Origin of the sequence: Undibacterium sp., assembly GCF_030683615.1 — a bacterium.
Taxonomy (GTDB): domain Bacteria; phylum Pseudomonadota; class Gammaproteobacteria; order Burkholderiales; family Burkholderiaceae_D; genus Undibacterium; species Undibacterium umbellatum.
In genome coordinates this window covers 227310-244303 of sequence record NZ_JAUXQE010000035.1, presented here as the reverse complement: position 1 = coordinate 244303, position 16994 = coordinate 227310, and the positions used below count along the sequence as shown (strand labels likewise).

General features: G+C 50.5%; 12 protein-coding genes. 6 read left to right on the top strand and 6 right to left on the bottom strand.

Annotated features, from left to right (window positions below):
• The first annotated feature begins 13 nt into the window (after window positions 1-13).
• Entirely contained in the window at window positions 14-1219 is a 1206-nt protein-coding gene (locus Q8K39_RS18260) for an acetylornithine transaminase (RefSeq protein WP_305262451.1), read from the top strand.
• On the opposite strand, the gene Q8K39_RS18255 is transcribed toward Q8K39_RS18260, so the two are convergent.
• On the bottom strand, window positions 1202-2098 hold the full coding sequence (locus Q8K39_RS18255) for a LysR family transcriptional regulator (protein ID WP_305262449.1): 897 nt from the start codon (window positions 2096-2098) through the stop codon (window positions 1202-1204). The genes Q8K39_RS18260 and Q8K39_RS18255 overlap by 18 nt on opposite strands.
• Window positions 2099-2232: 134 nt before the next feature.
• On the opposite strand from Q8K39_RS18255, the gene Q8K39_RS18250 reads away from it, so the two are divergent.
• Window positions 2233-3246 carry an NADP-dependent oxidoreductase gene (locus Q8K39_RS18250; protein ID WP_305262448.1) on the top strand — a complete coding sequence of 338 codons (1014 nt, stop codon included), beginning with the start codon at window positions 2233-2235 and terminating at the stop codon, window positions 3244-3246.
• Between the two features lie 46 nt (window positions 3247-3292).
• Here the strand turns inward: Q8K39_RS18250 and Q8K39_RS18245 are convergent, their stop codons facing one another.
• On the bottom strand, window positions 3293-5074 hold the full coding sequence (locus Q8K39_RS18245) for a glycoside hydrolase family 44 protein (protein ID WP_305262447.1): 1782 nt from the start codon (window positions 5072-5074) through the stop codon (window positions 3293-3295).
• 315 nt (window positions 5075-5389) lie between these two features.
• Between Q8K39_RS18245 and Q8K39_RS18240 the strand changes: the two genes are divergently transcribed.
• The 4 genes from Q8K39_RS18240 to Q8K39_RS18225 all read left to right on the top strand — a co-directional run bounded on the left by Q8K39_RS18240 (window position 5390) and on the right by Q8K39_RS18225 (window position 12246).
• Complete coding sequence (locus Q8K39_RS18240) at window positions 5390-8722, top strand: S41 family peptidase (RefSeq protein ID WP_305262445.1); 3333 nt, start codon at window positions 5390-5392, stop codon at window positions 8720-8722.
• Between the two features lie 156 nt (window positions 8723-8878).
• Window positions 8879-10816 (top strand): hypothetical protein, encoded by a 1938-nt coding sequence (locus tag Q8K39_RS18235; RefSeq protein ID WP_305262443.1) that lies wholly within the window; start codon window positions 8879-8881, stop codon window positions 10814-10816.
• An 86-nt stretch (window positions 10817-10902) separates the two neighbouring features.
• Window positions 10903-11241 carry a helix-turn-helix transcriptional regulator gene (locus Q8K39_RS18230; protein ID WP_305262442.1) on the top strand — a complete coding sequence of 113 codons (339 nt, stop codon included), beginning with the start codon at window positions 10903-10905 and terminating at the stop codon, window positions 11239-11241.
• A gap of 93 nt (window positions 11242-11334) precedes the next feature.
• Window positions 11335-12246, top strand: coding sequence for a sterol desaturase family protein (locus tag Q8K39_RS18225; protein WP_305262440.1), 912 nt, complete (start codon window positions 11335-11337; stop codon window positions 12244-12246).
• 87 nt (window positions 12247-12333) lie between these two features.
• Here the strand turns inward: Q8K39_RS18225 and Q8K39_RS18220 are convergent, their stop codons facing one another.
• The 4 genes from Q8K39_RS18220 to Q8K39_RS18205 all read right to left on the bottom strand — a co-directional run bounded on the left by Q8K39_RS18220 (window position 12334) and on the right by Q8K39_RS18205 (window position 16720).
• Entirely contained in the window at window positions 12334-14124 is a 1791-nt protein-coding gene (locus Q8K39_RS18220) for an acyl-CoA dehydrogenase (RefSeq protein WP_305262438.1), read from the bottom strand.
• 115 nt (window positions 14125-14239) lie between these two features.
• Window positions 14240-15169, bottom strand: coding sequence for an electron transfer flavoprotein subunit alpha/FixB family protein (locus tag Q8K39_RS18215; RefSeq protein ID WP_305262436.1), 930 nt, complete (start codon window positions 15167-15169; stop codon window positions 14240-14242).
• 81 nt (window positions 15170-15250) lie between these two features.
• Entirely contained in the window at window positions 15251-16003 is a 753-nt protein-coding gene (locus Q8K39_RS18210) for an electron transfer flavoprotein subunit beta/FixA family protein (RefSeq protein WP_186953019.1), read from the bottom strand.
• Window positions 16004-16492: 489 nt separating this feature from the next.
• Entirely contained in the window at window positions 16493-16720 is a 228-nt protein-coding gene (locus tag Q8K39_RS18205; RefSeq protein WP_110257077.1) for a sulfurtransferase TusA family protein, read from the bottom strand.
• Window positions 16721-16994 lie beyond the last annotated feature (274 nt).

The following is a 16994-nucleotide window of genomic DNA, read 5'->3' as shown; positions in this document are numbered from 1 at the left end:
TAGGAGTCTTGAAATGGAATTCAGTCAGTACAACGTAAATTCCCTGATGTACATCACCCCACGCCCCGAACTCGTGTTCGTTGAAGGCAAGGGCATGTACTTGACTGATCACAAGGGCAAGCGATATCTGGATTATCTGCAAGGCTGGGCTGTCAATTGCCTGGGCCATTGCCCTGACGTGATTCATGATGCACTCGTCACGCAATCTAAAAAATTGCTGAACCCATCCCCGGCTTTCTACAACGCCCCCATGGTGGAGTTTGCTGATCTGCTGACCAAAAACTCTTGCTTTGACCGCGTATTTTTCACCAACAGTGGTGCTGAAGCCAATGAAGGCGCAGTCAAATTGGCGCGCAAATGGGGCCAGTTGAACAAGAACGGTGCCTTTGAAATCATTACCTTTGACCATGGCTTTCATGGCCGCACCCTGGCGATGATGTCAGCATCCGGCAAACCCGGCTGGGACACGATTTTTGCCCCGCAAGTCAGTGGCTTCCCCAAGGCAGACTTGAACGATATCGCGTCAGTAGAAAAACTGATCACCGACAAAACCGTCGGCGTCATGCTGGAGCCTGTGCAAGGCGAAGGCGGCGTGATTCCTGCCAGCCCTGAGTTCATGCAAGCCCTGCGTGAGTTGACGAAGAAGCATGGACTGTTGCTCATCGTCGATGAAGTCCAGACTGGCATGGGGCGTACCGGTGAATTGTTTGGCTATCAATTGTCAAACATAGAACCCGACATCATGACGCTGGCCAAAGGCATAGGCGGTGGCGTACCTCTGGGTGCCCTGCTGTGCCGTGAAGAAGTGGCCTGCTTTGTCCCTGGCGACCAGGGCGGCACTTACAACGGTGCTCCTTTGATGGCGGCTGTCGGCATTGCCGTATTCAAGGAACTGACCAAGCCAGGCTTCCTGGCATCAGTTCAGGAAAAAGCGGAATACCTGAGTCAGCAACTGGAAAAACTGTCTGAAGAATTCGGCATGCAAGGCGAACGTGGTTTTGGTTTGCTGCGCGCACTGAAGCTGGGCGAGAACATTGGTGGCAAACTGGTGGAAGTTGCACGCGATATGGAACCAGTTGGTTTGCTCATCAACTCACCTCGCCCTGACTTGCTACGCTTCATGCCTGCATTGAACGTGACAAAGGACGAGATTGATCAGTTGATCAGCATGCTGCGTATCGTGATCGCAGAAGTAAAGAAATCAGACGCCAGTAAATAACCTCTCCTGCAAGAAGGCCACGAAAGTGGCCGTCTTCAATGCCAGCCAGTCACGCGCTGGGTAAACTGCATACACAGGTGAACCGCTGGGCAATTGATAATTGTCCAGCACAGACACCAATTCCCCACTCTTCAGCTGCTTGCTGACGATCAGCCTGTCGATCAACAAGATTCCTGCGCCCGAACAGGCGGCTACCACCAGAGCCAGTCCATTATTTGATTGAAAGTGGCTGCTCACTCTGACTTTTTTCATTTCTCCATCTTGCAACAAAGTCCATTCATCATTGGCCCTGCCAGCTGCGTTGATATACAACAGGCAGGCATGCCGCTCCAGATCTTCTGCCATAACAGGATGACCTGCATTTTCTAGATAGGCAGGCGCAGCGCAGAGTATACGCTGACTGTCCACCAGCTTACGTGCAATCAGGTTGGAGTCATCCAGATGAGCCACCCGGATGGCGACGTCGATTTGCCCGGCGATCAGATCCACCAGCTTGTCTTCTACTTGCAGGGCAAAATCAATTTGCGGATAACGCCTGCAAAATTCAGTCATGACCGGCACCAGTCTTGCGACTGCAGGCATGGGGCAGGTAACACGCAAGCGCCCTTTGACTTCTTGCTGATGCTGGCCTGCCATTTGTTCTATGTTGGCCAGCGCGGTATCGATGCGCTGGGCTTCATGCAAGACTTGTTCACCGATCTCAGTCAGCGTCAGCTTGCGGGTGGAGCGCTGTATCAGGCGCGCACCCAGATCCTGCTCCAGTTTCGCCAGTTGTCGTGACAGCAAGGACTTGCCGCAACCAAGCTGGGCTGCAGCCTTGCTGATGCTGCCAGCGCGGATGATGGTGGCAAATGCGGCTAGGTGTTGTGGATTCAGCATAGAGTAACTCTTTTATTGTCCTGTTTTCGACAACAATATTATGCAATATCTCAGCCTTATCAGGCAACAATAAGCGTCCTATACTGCTCTCCATGGTCAGCGCTTTGCTGTCTTACCACTCGACAAGGAAAAACATGAACGCCATCAATTCTCAATTCAAACTTGCAGCTCGTCCACAAGGCAGCGTTAAAGCTAGCGACTTCAACCATGTGACGGAACCATTGCGTGTTCTGCAAGCGGGTGAAGTACTGATCAAAAACCTGTATATCTCGCTAGACCCGGCCATGCGCGGCTGGATGAATGAAAGTAAAAATTCTTATATGCCACCAGTTGCTATTGGTGAAGTCATGCGCGCCCTGGCTGTTGGCCAGGTAGTTGAATCAAACAATCCTAAATTCGCTGTCGGTGAGCATGTCAGCGGCATATTGGGCATGCAGGAATACGCCTATTCCGACGGTAATGGCATCCATAAGGTTGATCCTAAACTTGCGCCGCTGCCACTGTATCTGAGTACCCTGGGCATGCCAGGCATGACCGCCTACTTTGGCTTGCTGGAAGTCGGCCAACCCAAGGAAGGTGATACTGTTGTGATATCCGGTGCAGCAGGTGCGGTTGGCACCATCGTCGGCCAGATCGCCAAGATCAAGGGTGCGCGTGTCGTCGGTATCGCCGGCGGTGCAGATAAAGTCCGTTACCTGGTAGAAGAACTGGGTTTTGATGCCGCCATCGACTACAAGAGTGAAGATGTCAGCGCTGCCCTGAAGCAGCATTGCCCTAAAGGTATTGATGTGTATTTCGATAATGTCGGTGGCGACATTCTGGATGCGGCCCTGGCGCAACTGGCCTTTGGTGCCCGCGTCGTCATCTGCGGTGCGATATCCCAGTACAACAATACAACGGCGATCAAGGGACCTTCCAATTACCTGAACCTGATGGTGAAACGTGCAACGATGAAGGGCATCATGGTGTCTGACTTTTATCCACGCGCCATGGAAGCCGCTATGGTCATGGGTGGCTGGATCATGTCTGGCAAACTGAAAAGCCGTGAAGATATCGTTGATGGATTGGAAAATTTCCCTGCGACTTTCCAGAAACTGTTTACTGGCGAAAACAATGGCAAGCTGATCCTGAAAGTCACACAGGCATAAGCTGCACTAGATCTAGCCACCAGGCTGCTGGTGGCTACTTTACGACTCAGGGCTTCAATACGAAATGCAGGACAGAACGTGCTGGCAAGGTATAGCTGAATTTATTTTTTGAAATATTACTAAGACCACTTCTGACGGTAATGGCATTGCTGCTACCACTGACACCCCAGACTTGGGCATACTTCATGTTCACTGGATGGCTAAGCTGAAAGCTGCTGGACACATTGCTGGCCTGTCGATTAATGGCAATAACATGGATGACATTGGGGTCATTGACATCGACCGCTGCATACACAGCAGCGCTTGTGTTATTGCTGGAAACAGCCTTGACTGAAGTGGCAGGAAATACAGATTTATTGCCGTCGTAGTTTCTATAGATTTTAAATCCGGCAGCGATGAACTGCTCTGCATCACCAAAATAAGTCGCCAGATAAACACCCTGTTTACCAAATGCACCCAAGGCATCAGCCTGGGCGATTGCACCAGTGATATCGCCCTTGCCGCCAAAATCATATTCAGTCACCGCCAACTTGGTGCCGGGATAAAAATCATTGATGGAGCGTTGCAACTTGGGCAGCATTTGCAAGGCACGGCCATCTGTAAAACCGTTGCCGGTCTGGGTGATCCAGCTTGGCTCTACATAACTGGCATCCCACAGACTACGGGCAGCCTGTACCCGGTCAGTCGCATTGTAGGCAGCTTGCGGATAGTAATGAAAAGAAAACACATCCAGCAAACGGCGACCAGAACTTTGCGACGCCTGATTCATTTTCGCCAGATAGGCATTTGCCATGCCCATGCCGTTATAGCGATAACGGTCACCAGTATTATTGCTGTAATAAGGCTCGACATTGTATTGCGCCCAGTCTGTCGGTTGATGCGAGGCGGATCCATCCCACACTGCCCACAGGCTGAACAACCCCAGATAACCGCTCATGGCCGGGCCAAAAGTCTCAGCACTGGCATCCATGCGCTTGATGGTCTTCGCCAAACTGATATTCTTTTGCAATACATCAGTCACGGTCGTCACAACAGGATACAGATTGGCATGTGTGCCACTTTCACCGCTGGGCGTCGTCCAATGATGCCAGAGATCAGGCTCATTATCGATTTCATAGCCTTTCACGCCTTGCGCAGAAGAAGCCACTCCATACTTTTGCACCATGAAATTGATCTCTTCGTCTATATAGACCACACCATCATTCAGGCCAGGAGCCAGGCTCAAACCACCAGCCGACGCGGGTTTGTCATTAACGATATTCACCCAGCGCGCGGCATCAACATTGGATGGCCCAGCCGTACTCTGCCACAGCTGATAACCCATACAGCCTGAGGGAGGATAAAGATTGACGATATCTTTGGGTAATTTGCCAGCCGCTGGCAATTGCAACAGAGAATACGTACCCAACACCAGCGACTGATCCTGGAAACTCTGCAATGCGGCACCGGGTGCGTAATACGCCAGGCCATTGTTAGAATTGGGATTACCCGCCCCGGCAGTGGCACTGACACCCGCATTGGAGGAATGACACCAGTCATTACCTGAATTACTGACACCATTTTCCCAGTTATAACTGGTCATGTTGTTGCCACCCAGGCGACGTGAGCGCAAGTTCAGACTTTGCAAACTGGCTTGCCCACCCTGATTTTCCCAGCCGGCACGGTTAGTACCATCGGCGTAGGCGTTATAGCCATAAATCAGCGGACTGATGGTTTTGCGCTCAGCCTGGGTATCGATGGAAAACGTGACATTCTGCGCTGAGGATGTCGAAATTTCCGCAGAAATACCCAAAATTAAAAGAACTTTGCACAAGCTGACTTGTCTCATGATGCACTCCTGGTCTGCTCGAAAGTCATTAATTTCCATGCGGAAATACAGCACTCAGGTTACGTCATATTTTTTAACAATTCAAGATACATGCTATTACCAAATGTAAGCTTAAAGCCGCATATAAACGTATTCCCCTCACATCATAAAAAAGCCACTTACAGATTGTTGCAAATCCATGTATAAAGCTTTGTTTTCAGGCAATACCAGACTGACATTATTATCATATTGATGAGCAGAATGGCAATGCAGAATTTGTTTATTTTTTAACCAGCTTCACCATAAAAACATCCACCTCCTATTTCGAGACCACAAATGAGACTGTCCAAACTCACCCTCGCACTCAGCCTGACCAGCCTGATGACTTCAGCATTTGCCGCACCTGCTTATTATCGCTTTCCCAGCATACGTGGCGATGCAGTGGTGTTTACCGCAGAGGGTGATTTATGGAAAGTAGCCAGCAATGGCGGCCAGGCGCAAAGACTGACCAGCCATCCGGCATCGGAAGTGCTGCCCGCCATCTCGCAAGACGGTAAATGGCTAGCGTTTTCTGCCACCTACGAAGGTGCTGCAGAGGCCTATGTCATGCCCATGACAGGGGGTGTACCCAAGCGCATCAGTTTCGAGAATGACCAGGTAAGCGTGCTGGGCTGGACCGCCAGTGGCGAAGTGCTGGTCAGCACATTGAATAGCACTGGCCCGGCCTCCCATCGCATCGTGGCAGCGATCAATCCGCAAACCCTGATACGCAGGGTGTTCCCGGTGGCCGATGCGAATGAAGCCGTGCTGGATGACAGTGGCAAATACCTGTACTTCACCCGCTTTGGCCTGCACATGACGAATGACAATGCCAAGCAATATCGCGGTGGTGCTACCGCACAAGTCTGGCGCTATGATGTGCAAGGCAAAACTGAAGCTGTGCAGTTATTTGCCGACGACAAAAGCAATCACCGTCGCCCCATGCTGTGGAAGGGCAAACTCTATTTCATCAGTGACCGCAATGGTGCCTACAATATCTGGAGTGCCAATCCAGACGGCACAGATACCCGCGCCCTCACTCAGCACAAGGAGTGGGAAGTGCGCAACCCCAGCCTTGGCGATGGCAAGATCGCCTATCAGCTCGGCGCAGACTTGCATGTGCTTGATATCAGCAGTGCCAAAGACCAGACTCTGAATATAGACCTGGTATCCGATTTTGATCAGCAGCGCAAACGCCTCATCAAATCCCCGCTGGATTATCTGAGCAATGTAGCAATCGCCGGTAAGGAAGAACGCTTGTTATTCACTGCACGCGGCCGCTTGACGATTGCAGGCACTGGTCCGCAAAGACGCATAGACTTGCCGGTACCTGAAAACGCTCGCGCCCGTGAAGCGGTGTTTTCACCCGATGGTAAATCCGTGTATGCAATAGTTGATACCACAGGCGAAAATGAAATCTGGAGATTTCCGGCAGATGGTCTGGCTAAACCAGAGGTCTTGAGTAGTAATGGTGATGTACACCGCTACCGGGTCATCCCCTCCCCTGATGGCAAGTGGCTGGCACATACCGACAAACGCGGCAGGCTGTGGCTGCTGGATCTGGCGACCAAATCCAACCAGGTCATTGATGATGCAGGCAAACTGGGCGCTGAAAGACAGGAAGAAGTTATCTGGTCACCCGACAGCAAGGCCATCGCCATCATCAGGGCAAACAATAAACTGCAAAGACCGCAAATAGGCCTGTACTCACTCGACAGCAAACAATTGCAGTTTGTCACCAGCGACAAATACAACTCACATACACCAGTATTCTCGTCTGACGGACGCTGGTTGTATTTCTACTCTGAACGCAATTTCCAGGTCAGCAACCGCGCGCCCTGGGGTGACCGCAATATGGGACCGCATTTCGAGAAACGCACGGGCTTGTATGCACTGGCATTGCAGAGCGGTAACCGCTTCCCCTTCAAGGCCGACGACGAGTTGAGCAAAGCAGCGGCAAGTGACAAGACAGTAGAAAAATCTGCAGATAAGTTGGCAGATAAGTCGGCTGACAAAGCGACAGACAATACAGCAGACAAGGCCGAAGAAAGCAAAAAATCGTCCAAGCCAGCGCTGCCTGTCATACAGTATGCCGGTCTGGCTGACAGGCTCTACCAGGTGCCACTGGCCTACGGCAATTACCGTAGCCTGGCGATAGATGAAAAACGCATCTACTTCACTGAACAAGAGGGTACAGATGGTAAATCCACCTTGAAGACGCTGGCGATCAGCAAGACATCACCGCAGCCGGAAACCTTTGCCAGCAATATACGCCAGTTCGACTTGTCTGCAGATATGAAACATGTGTTTTACCAAACACATAATCTGACTGGGCCAGGCGACTTCTACATCGTCGATGCCGGGGCCAAACAACCAGGCGACATCAGCAAGGCCAAGGTGAATATCAGTGACTGGAGTTTTTTCCTCAGCCCCAAACAGGAATGGCAGCAAATGTATGCCGATGCCTGGCGCATGCACAGGGATTATTTGTTTGATGACAAAATGCGCGGCGTAGACTGGAACAAGGTACGTAATAAATATGCCCCGCTGGTTGAGCGCATTACTGACAGGACAGAATTGAATGACGTACTGGGCTTGATGGCCAGTGAGGTCAGCACCCTGCATTCGCAAACCCGCCCTGGAGACATCCGCCGTGCTCCGCCAGAAGGCCAGGCTGCTTCACTGGGAGCGGTATTGAGCCGCACAACGGCTGGCTATCGTATTGACCATATTTATCGGACAGAAGCAGAACTGCCTTCGGAACGCACGCCATTGTCGCAACCTGATCTGAACATCAAAGAAGGCGATATCATCACAGCCATCAATGGCCACCCTGTACTGGAGGCGCGCGACATATCCGATCTGTTGACCAATCAGGCCGACAAGCAGGTATTGATGCATGTCAAACGTGGTGAGCAGCCTGCCCGCGCCGTCATCGTCACCCCTGTCAGCATGATGAAGCATGCCAATCTGCGCTATGGCGACTGGGAGCAAAGCCGCAGCGAACAAGTCAACAAGGTTTCGCAAGGCCGCATCGGTTATCTGCACTTGCGTGCCATGGGTGCGCAGGACATCAATAGTTTTGCACGGGAGTTCTACAGCAATATAGAACGTGATGGCCTGATCATTGATGTACGCCGCAATCGTGGCGGCAACATCGATAGCTGGATCATAGAAAAACTCTTGCGCAAAGCCTGGGCTTTCTGGGCGACACCGACTTCTGCACCGTACACCAATATGCAGCAGACCTTCCGCGGCCACCTGGTGGTACTGGTCGATGAATTGACTTATTCCGACGGCGAAACTTTTGCTGCAGGTGTCAAGGCGCTGAAGCTGGGGCCGCTGGTCGGCAAGCGTACTGCGGGTGCCGGTGTCTGGCTGTCTGACGGTAACTCTTTGTCCGACAATGGTATGGTCAGAGCCGCAGAAAATGCCCAGTTTGGCATGGATGGTCGCTGGCTGGTCGAAGGCGTGGGTGTATCACCCGATGTTGAAGTCGACAATCTGCCGCACGCCACCTTCAATGGCAAAGACCAGCAACTGGAAGCAGCCATACAATTGCTGGAGAAAAAGCTCAAAGAGCAACCAGTTAAACCCATGGTGCCGCAAGTAATTCCACCATTGAAATAATTTGTTTTCAGGTTCCAGAAAATCCCCATAGCCAAACACTATGGGGATTTTTTTGCCATAGAGCATAATGATGCAATCCGTGATCCAGCGCACAGAGTGCAGGCAAATATCAGCACATACTGGCCGGACAGTCTGGCGTACAGAAAGCAGGTCCACATGATTATCGCTCCTATCAGCGCTGTTGCAACACCCGTTACAACAACATCAGTGCAAAGTACGCTGGCAGTTAATCACGTCAGCAATGATGCAGTCTTACCCATCAGCAGCAACAAACTAAGTGAACTGGAAGAGATTCGTGGCACCAGCGTGCTTGTCGATGTTTCTACACTAGGCCAGTTACTGGATAGCACGGCGCGACTACAAAGCAGACAAGCCGCCCAGACTGCATCTGCAGCTCAGACAACAAACGCTACAAACATCACAGCTAAAGCAGATGTCAGCCAAACCACTGCTGACATTGAGCAAATCACCGCCATTGCCACGCTATTTGTTGATACTTTTAACCAGCTACAGGCAAGCAATTCCAATCTCACCGAGAACCCGCTCATCCCCACCAGCAATGACAGCCTGCTACAGGCGCTCAATGCCGCCAGACCAAATGCAGCGGAAGCTAGCCTGTTCGCGCAATTATCAAAAATAGGGATTAATTTACAGAGAGCGCCCACACCGGGAAGTGACAGTTCATTGACGCTGGACGTCATTGAATTTCAAAGCGCACTTGCACAAAATCCTGGCGAAACCCTGACTTTGCTGACGCAAGCGTTACAGGCTTTGGGTAATGCTGAAAACGATGTTCTTGCACAAAATCAAGACTTGGCTTCAGGCAATATTGCAGCCAGTTTAAGCGCGGATCAGGCAACGGATACTATCGCACCTGCTTCAGTCAACTCGAATGTTACACGCACCTCGGAGACTACAACTTCTGAAAACCCCGCAAGTGTCAACAATAATTCTGTACTGCCAGTAGAAGTAGATGACCAAGTGCCTGCCGATGCTGATGTACAGCTCCAGCAAATGCTGACAAATGAAGCTTTGCAATCAGCGATCAGCAGCACTGCTAATATCACCAATAACGCTATCCAGGCGGCTAAGGCAAGTCCTGCAGTCCAAACAGAAACGGCCACAAGCACTCAGGCTGGAGCTACCAATAGCGCTACAGCAAATGATGAGCCTGCAGCTACGGTCACAGCGACAAATACGCAGGTCAATACATCAGAGAGCCTCCTCAATGCTGATACAACGCTGGCCGACAATTTGCTCAATAATATTAGCACACCAGCATCCCTGCTCAATACCCAGGCTACAATCGCAGGTGAACCCAATACCGCAAGCAGTGTGCAGGAAAATGTGTTCGCGCAAAACCAGACTAATCCGACTTTGAATGCCAATGTTGTAGCGGGCAGCTCCTTACCTGCCAATGAGTCAGATACAACTACGCAAGCGCAGATCGCAAATTCAGCTAATCAATTGACGCCGTCGAATGCACAACTGAGTACAGCAGCTACACTAAATCAGAGCAGCACCGCCAACACAAATCGCAGCACTGCTTCAGAGGCAGCATTGACCAAAGCCCAGGCCGCACTCAATAACAGCAATAAGCCCACAGAAGCAACAAATACACAAAATCAACCTGCGCCTTCTGCAATTGCCATCAACACCAACGGTATTCTCATCAACAATCCTCTTGCGACTACAGGCTCACCGGAGGCGACTCAAAGGGCAACGACAAATAATCCGGTGGCGCAACCCAGGCCTGTTGTCCTGGAAAACGAAGTCAGGGTCAACAATGCACCTGTCCTGGCGACAAATGCGCAGGCAAATGTCAATCCCCTGATATCTGCCGCCGTGGCTGCCTATCGCCTACGTGATGGCCTGCCACAAACACCCGCGGAAAAACCACGGCAAGCACAGGCTGATGCTGTAACAGCGCCAGAAGCTGTTGCAGCAGTAGAGCCGGTAGAACTGGATTTACATGACCAAACAAATCACCGCCAGCATGATGCAGAAGCTGACTTGGCATATCGCCAAGCAAAAGGCCTGGGGCAAGCTGGCAAAAATACAAGCGCTACAGACAATGTTGACGCCAAGGTCTGATTCGGTCGCCCTTTAAACGTATTCGACAATCATAACTATGCTCAAAATCCTTTACACGTGCATCAACATGCACATATAATTCATTCATGTCCTCAACATTCTCGATACGCCAGCAGGCAGCGCAACAATTCGCTGAACTGATAGACACGGCTTTTTTCAATGCCTTGTGCGAACCTGTACGCATACAAATCCTGTCCAAACTCATTGAACTGGGGCCCGCCGATATCAGTACACTGGCAGAACATTTCAGCCAGGACCGCTCGGTAATTTCCCGCCACCTCTCCTTACTGGAAGAGAGTGGCATAGTAAGTAGCACGCGGGAAGGCAGGCATCGCTATTACGAAGTGAATGGAAAAAGCATATTGACGATGCTGGACAACCTGAGCCAGCAAGTCAGACGTGTCGTCAATTGTTGCGCCTGTTAGGTAGCCACGCCTGAATTATTGGAGTAATTTTTTTTAGCCAATTATGTGCATTAATGTGCACATATGCATTAATTAATTATCAAAGGAACTTACATGGAACTGGAAAATCACCCGAGAGTCAATTCAATAGAGATGCGATCAAGTGGTGGCATACTGCGCTATCTGGCCTTCCCAGCAATTGTCATCTTCGTCCTGGCTACCTCATACTTCAGTTATGCACCTGGCAAGGAACAATTACTCACACCTCTGATTTTCTTCGCTGTCTTCGGCATCGCATTTGCATTGGAACGCGCCTACCCTTTCATGCCAGCCTGGAATGGCAATTGGCGGGCAAACCGCCAGGACGGCATTTTCTTTTTGATTGCACAACCTGTATTGGCTATTGCCGAGGCGCTGGCGCTGTCGTTGGGTGTGAGCCTTGCTACGCATTTGAGTTCGTCGTTCGCGCATACTCTCTGGCCTACAAGCGCTCACATCGCATTACAAGTGATACTGGCCTTGCTGGTGCATGATTTTTTTCCATACTGGTATCACCGCCTAAGCCATCAAAGCAGTGGGTGGCTATGGCACATACACGCCATCCATCATGCGCCTACCAGAATGTACTCGCTCAATTTTGTTCGTTTTCATCCCATCAACAGCTTTGTCAGCAGTTTTTTGATGTTGCTACCGCTGGTCGCACTTGGCGTGCCTGGGCCTGTGATATTCATGGTAGCGATAATAGGCAAAACCCACTCCATGTTATCCCACACCAATTTCGATTTCCGGCTGGGGCCTTTGAATTGGGTATTCAGCATGGCAGAATTACATCGCTGGCATCATGCCCGTGATATGCGTCAGGCCAACGCCAACTATGCAGCTACCATGATTTTCTGGGATATTTTGTTTGGCACCCGCCATTTGCCGCAAGAGGATATACGCGAGACAGAACTGGGCATCGCCAACCCAGCATCGGTGCCGAAAAACTTGTGGGGACAACTGTGCTTGCGCCGCCCACTTTCATAGAGATAAAAAAATACCTCCTGAATAAACAGGAGGTATTTTTCATTCCATATACAAGCTAGTTCCTGAGTTGCAGATTCTTTTGGCAGATCAGAACTGGTCTTCAGGCAAGGCCATGACACCAGCACTGCCTTCAACGATGGCAGAACGCAAGCCTTGCGCAGCTGAAAGGATATGGTCAGCAAAGTAACGTGCAGTCGCTATCTTGGCTTTCAGGAAGGCGGCATCACCCTCGCCTGCATCCAGTTTTTGCTGAGCAATGATGGCAGCACGTGCCATTTGCCAGCCACCGAAAACGATACCTGCCAGTTTCAAATACAAAACGCTACCTGCAAACACGCCTTTGATGTCTTGTTTGAAGTTGGTGACAACATAATCAACCACGTCTTCCAGCGCGGCAGTGCCTGCGGCCAGTTGGCGCTGTATCGCCAGCATGTCGACAGAACCGATCGCTAACAATTGTGCTTCTGTCGCGCGCATGTCAGCGATGAAGGCATTGGCGGTGGCACCACCATCGCGTGAGGTTTTGCGGCCGACCAGGTCATTCGCCTGGATAGCTGTCGTGCCTTCGTAGATCGTCAGAATCTTGGCATCGCGGTAGTGTTGCGCAGCACCGGTTTCCTCGATGAAGCCCATGCCGCCATGCACTTGCACGCCAGTAGAGGTGACATCCAGCGACATTTCTGTCGACCAGCCTTTGACGATAGGCACCAGGTATTCATATTTGGCCTGGCTGGCCTTGCGCACTGCGGCATCTGCATGATGATGTGCAAAGTCGCTAATACCAGCGGCCACATAGGCCAGTGCTCGGGCACCTTCAGTCTGTGCACGCATAGACATCAGCATACGGCGCACATCAGGGTGGTTGATGATGGCAACCGGGCCAGCGGAGCCTGCCAGGTCACGCGATTGCACACGGTCTTTGGCGTATTGCACTGCCTTTTGGTAAGCGCGTTCTGCCACGCCTATGCCTTGCAGGCCTACGCCAAAGCGGGCTGCATTCATCATGATGAACATGTATTCGAGGCCACGGTTTTCTTCACCAACCAGTGTGCCTATCGCGCCACCATTGTCGCCGAATTGCAATACCGCAGTCGGACTGGCCTTGATGCCGAGCTTGTGTTCTATCGATACGCAATGCGCATCATTACGTGCACCCAGGCTGCCATCAGCATTCACCAGGAATTTAGGGACGATGAACAGGGAAATACCTTTGACGCCCTCTGGTGCATCCGGCGTGCGTGCCAGCACCAGGTGGACGATATTTTCCGCCATATCGTGTTCACCATAGGTGATGAAAATCTTGGTGCCGAATACTTTATACGTGCCATCGCCCTGCGGCACGGCACGGGTGCGTACCATTGCCAGATCGGAACCAGCTTGCGGTTCGGTCAAGTTCATGGTGCCTGTCCATTTACCAGAAATCAGGTTTTCCAGGTAAATAGCTTTTTGCTCGTCGCTACCTGCCGTCAGCAAGGCTTCAATCGCGCCATCAGTCAGCAGCGGGCAAAGGGCAAACGAGATGCTGGCCGCATTAAGCATTTCTATACACGGTGTTGCCACCAGCTTGGGCAAGCCCTGGCCGCCAAATTCTTGCGGATGCTGCACACCCTGCCAGCCTGCTTCACCAAACATCTTGAAGGCTTCTTTAAAGCCCTTGGTGGTGAAGACTTCACCCTCTTTCCAATAACTTGGTGCCTGATCGCCTGGCCAGTTCAATGGCGCAACAACTTCGCCGGCAAACTTGGCGTTTTCTTCCAGCACAGCTTCTACGGTTTCTGCGGTTGCATCTTCACAGCCAGGCAAGGCATTGACTTCCGCCAGACCAGCCAGTTCATTGATGAGGAACAGCATATCCTTGACAGGGGCTACATAGCTCATTTTTGTATCCAAAAAAAGAAAAAGGGCAGGTCAGGAAGATCGCCAGAATGATGCGATAAACCGCTTACCTGCCCCCATCAGGCCGCCGTGGCGACCAACAAATTACAATAGATTATTAACCTAATTCAGCTACCAATTGTGGAACGATATCAAACAGATCGCCAACAATGCCGTAATCCGCAACAGAGAAGATCGGTGCTTCAGGATCTTTATTGATGGCGACAATGGTTTTGGAGTCTTTCATACCAGCCAGATGCTGGATCGCGCCAGAGATACCCACGGCGATATACAGCGTAGGAGCAACGATTTTGCCTGTTTGGCCAACTTGCCAGTCATTCGGTACAAAACCAGCATCCACCGCAGCGCGGGATGCACCCATGGCTGCACCCAGCTTGTCAGCCAGCGGTTCCAGAATCTTGAAGTTGTCGCCAGAACCCATGCCACGGCCTCCGGAAACGATGACTTTGGCAGCGGTCAGCTCAGGACGGTCAGACTTGGCCACTTCGCGCGAAACGAAAGCAGATTTGCCAGAGTCAGCAACAGCAGCAACAGTTTCCACAGCAGCAGAACCACCATTGGCAGCAGCATCAAAACCTGTCGTACGTACAGTGATGACCTTGATCGCGTCCGTCGATTGCACAGTGGCGATGGCATTGCCAGCATAGATAGGACGCTCGAAAGTGTCAGGGCTATCTACCTTGGTGATTTCAGAAATTTGCGATACGTCGAGCTTGGCAGCAACGCGTGGCAAAATGTTTTTGCCATAGGCAGTTGCCGGTGCCAGGATATGGCTATAGCCAGAGGCGATTGCCAATACCTGCTCAGCAATGTTTTCCGCCAGGCCATCAGCAAAATGCGCTGCATCTGCATGTAATACTTTGCTGACGCCAGCGATTTGTGCTGCGGCTTGCGCTACTGCGCCAGCGTTGTGGCCAGCAACCAGTACGTGCACATCTGCGCCGCATTGTGCAGCTGCAGTTACGGTATTCAATGTGCTGCCCTTGAGGCCAGCGTTGTCGTGTTCAGCGATGACGAGTGTAGTCATGATGTCTTCCACTTGATGTGTTGTCAGGATCAATATCCCAGCAACAAAAATTATTCTTAAATTCTGTCTTTATGAAAACTATCAGCCAATAACCTTGGCTTCATTGCGCAGCTTGGCAACCAGAGTCGCCACGTCAGGTACTTTGATACCGGCGCTGCGTTTTGCTGGCTCAGTTACTTTCAGAGTCTTGACGCGGGAAGCAACGTCTACACCCAGGTCTGCTGGCTTGACGTTGTCCAATTGTTTTTTCTTGGCCTTCATGATGTTGGGCAAAGTCACATAACGTGGCTCATTCAAGCGCAAGTCTGTAGTGATGATGGCTGGCAGTGTCAGTGACAATGTTTCCAGGCCGCCGTCTACTTCACGAGTCACTGTGGCTTTACCATCTGCAACCGTGACTTTAGATGCGAAAGTCGCCTGTGGCCAACCCAGCAGGGCTGCAAGCATCTGACCAGTCTGGTTACTGTCATCATCAATTGCCTGTTTGCCGAGTATGATCAGTTGTGGTTGCTCTTTATCAGCCAGTGCCTTGAGCAATTTGGCGACGGCCAGCGGTTGCAGTTCTGCATCGCTTTCGACCAGGATGCCACGGTCAGCACCAATCGCCATGGCAGTACGCAGGGTTTCCTGGCATTGCGCCACGCCACAAGAAACAGCGATAACTTCTGTCACTACGCCCGCTTCTTTCAAACGAGTCGCCTCTTCAACAGCGATTTCATCAAATGGGTTCATGGACATTTTGACGTTGGCGATATCAACGCCAGAGCCATCAGATTTAACACGTACTTTGACGTTGTAATCGACGACGCGTTTGACTGGTACCAGGACTTTCATAGTTCTGCCTTTATGAGCTAATTGGGGAATACCGAATTGATACGAATGTTAAAGCTTGATACTAAAAAATTTGCTGCCTGACGTTCCATCATTTTGGTTGCAAGAAAGAAAACGTGCAGAGCTTCTACATTGAGTATGACCTTACAGGTCTGTTACTCAATCAAGTCTCTTATATTACTGCGCTTTCGCACCTGCAAATTGACGTATACGTAAATTCCATTGATTATAAAACGAAAACATCAAGATTTTGCACAATTTAGCACGAGCGTTCTTTTTAATCCACTTTACCACTAGAGCAGAATGCCTAATCCAATACGCCGAAGAAAGCATATAAGGCCAATTCAAGTCATATTTAAATGGGAGATAAATGACAAATAACAGGGAAATTATAGAGAAACTAAAATATAGAAACGAAAAAACCCGCAACAGAGTGCGGGTTTTCTTGCGCTGCTTTGCCGGCGGGTAAGCAAGCTGAACAAACTATTTGGCTTATTTGCGTTTGATGAAGTACTCAAACTCTTTGCTGTTTTCCTGATGCGACAACAGCTCATTGCCGGTTTGCTTGGAAAAGGCCTTGAAGTCCCTTACCGAACCAGGATCAGTCGCCAGCACATGCAACACTTCACCAGTGAGCATTTCGGCCAGCGCCTTCTTGGTTTTTAAAATTGGAAGAGGACAGTTCAGTCCGCGTGCATCCAGTTCTTTATTGAATTGCATGATTTTCCCAGTAATACAAATTGAGTAAGCACATAAGCTCTACAATTAATGCACCAATTCTACCGGAATTTTCATTCGTATGGTGCGTCGCAACAGACTAACAACAAAAGACCAATTATTTTAGAAAGTTTCTGCACTGAAATAGTGCAGAACAAAGAATTATTCTTTTATATCGACTGCTCTTATCTTAGTCACTAAACTTACTGTTGACTTACTAAATCCAGATATTTCATTAAAACAATTGTAAAACTGCCTTTTAATTGCATCGCAGCAT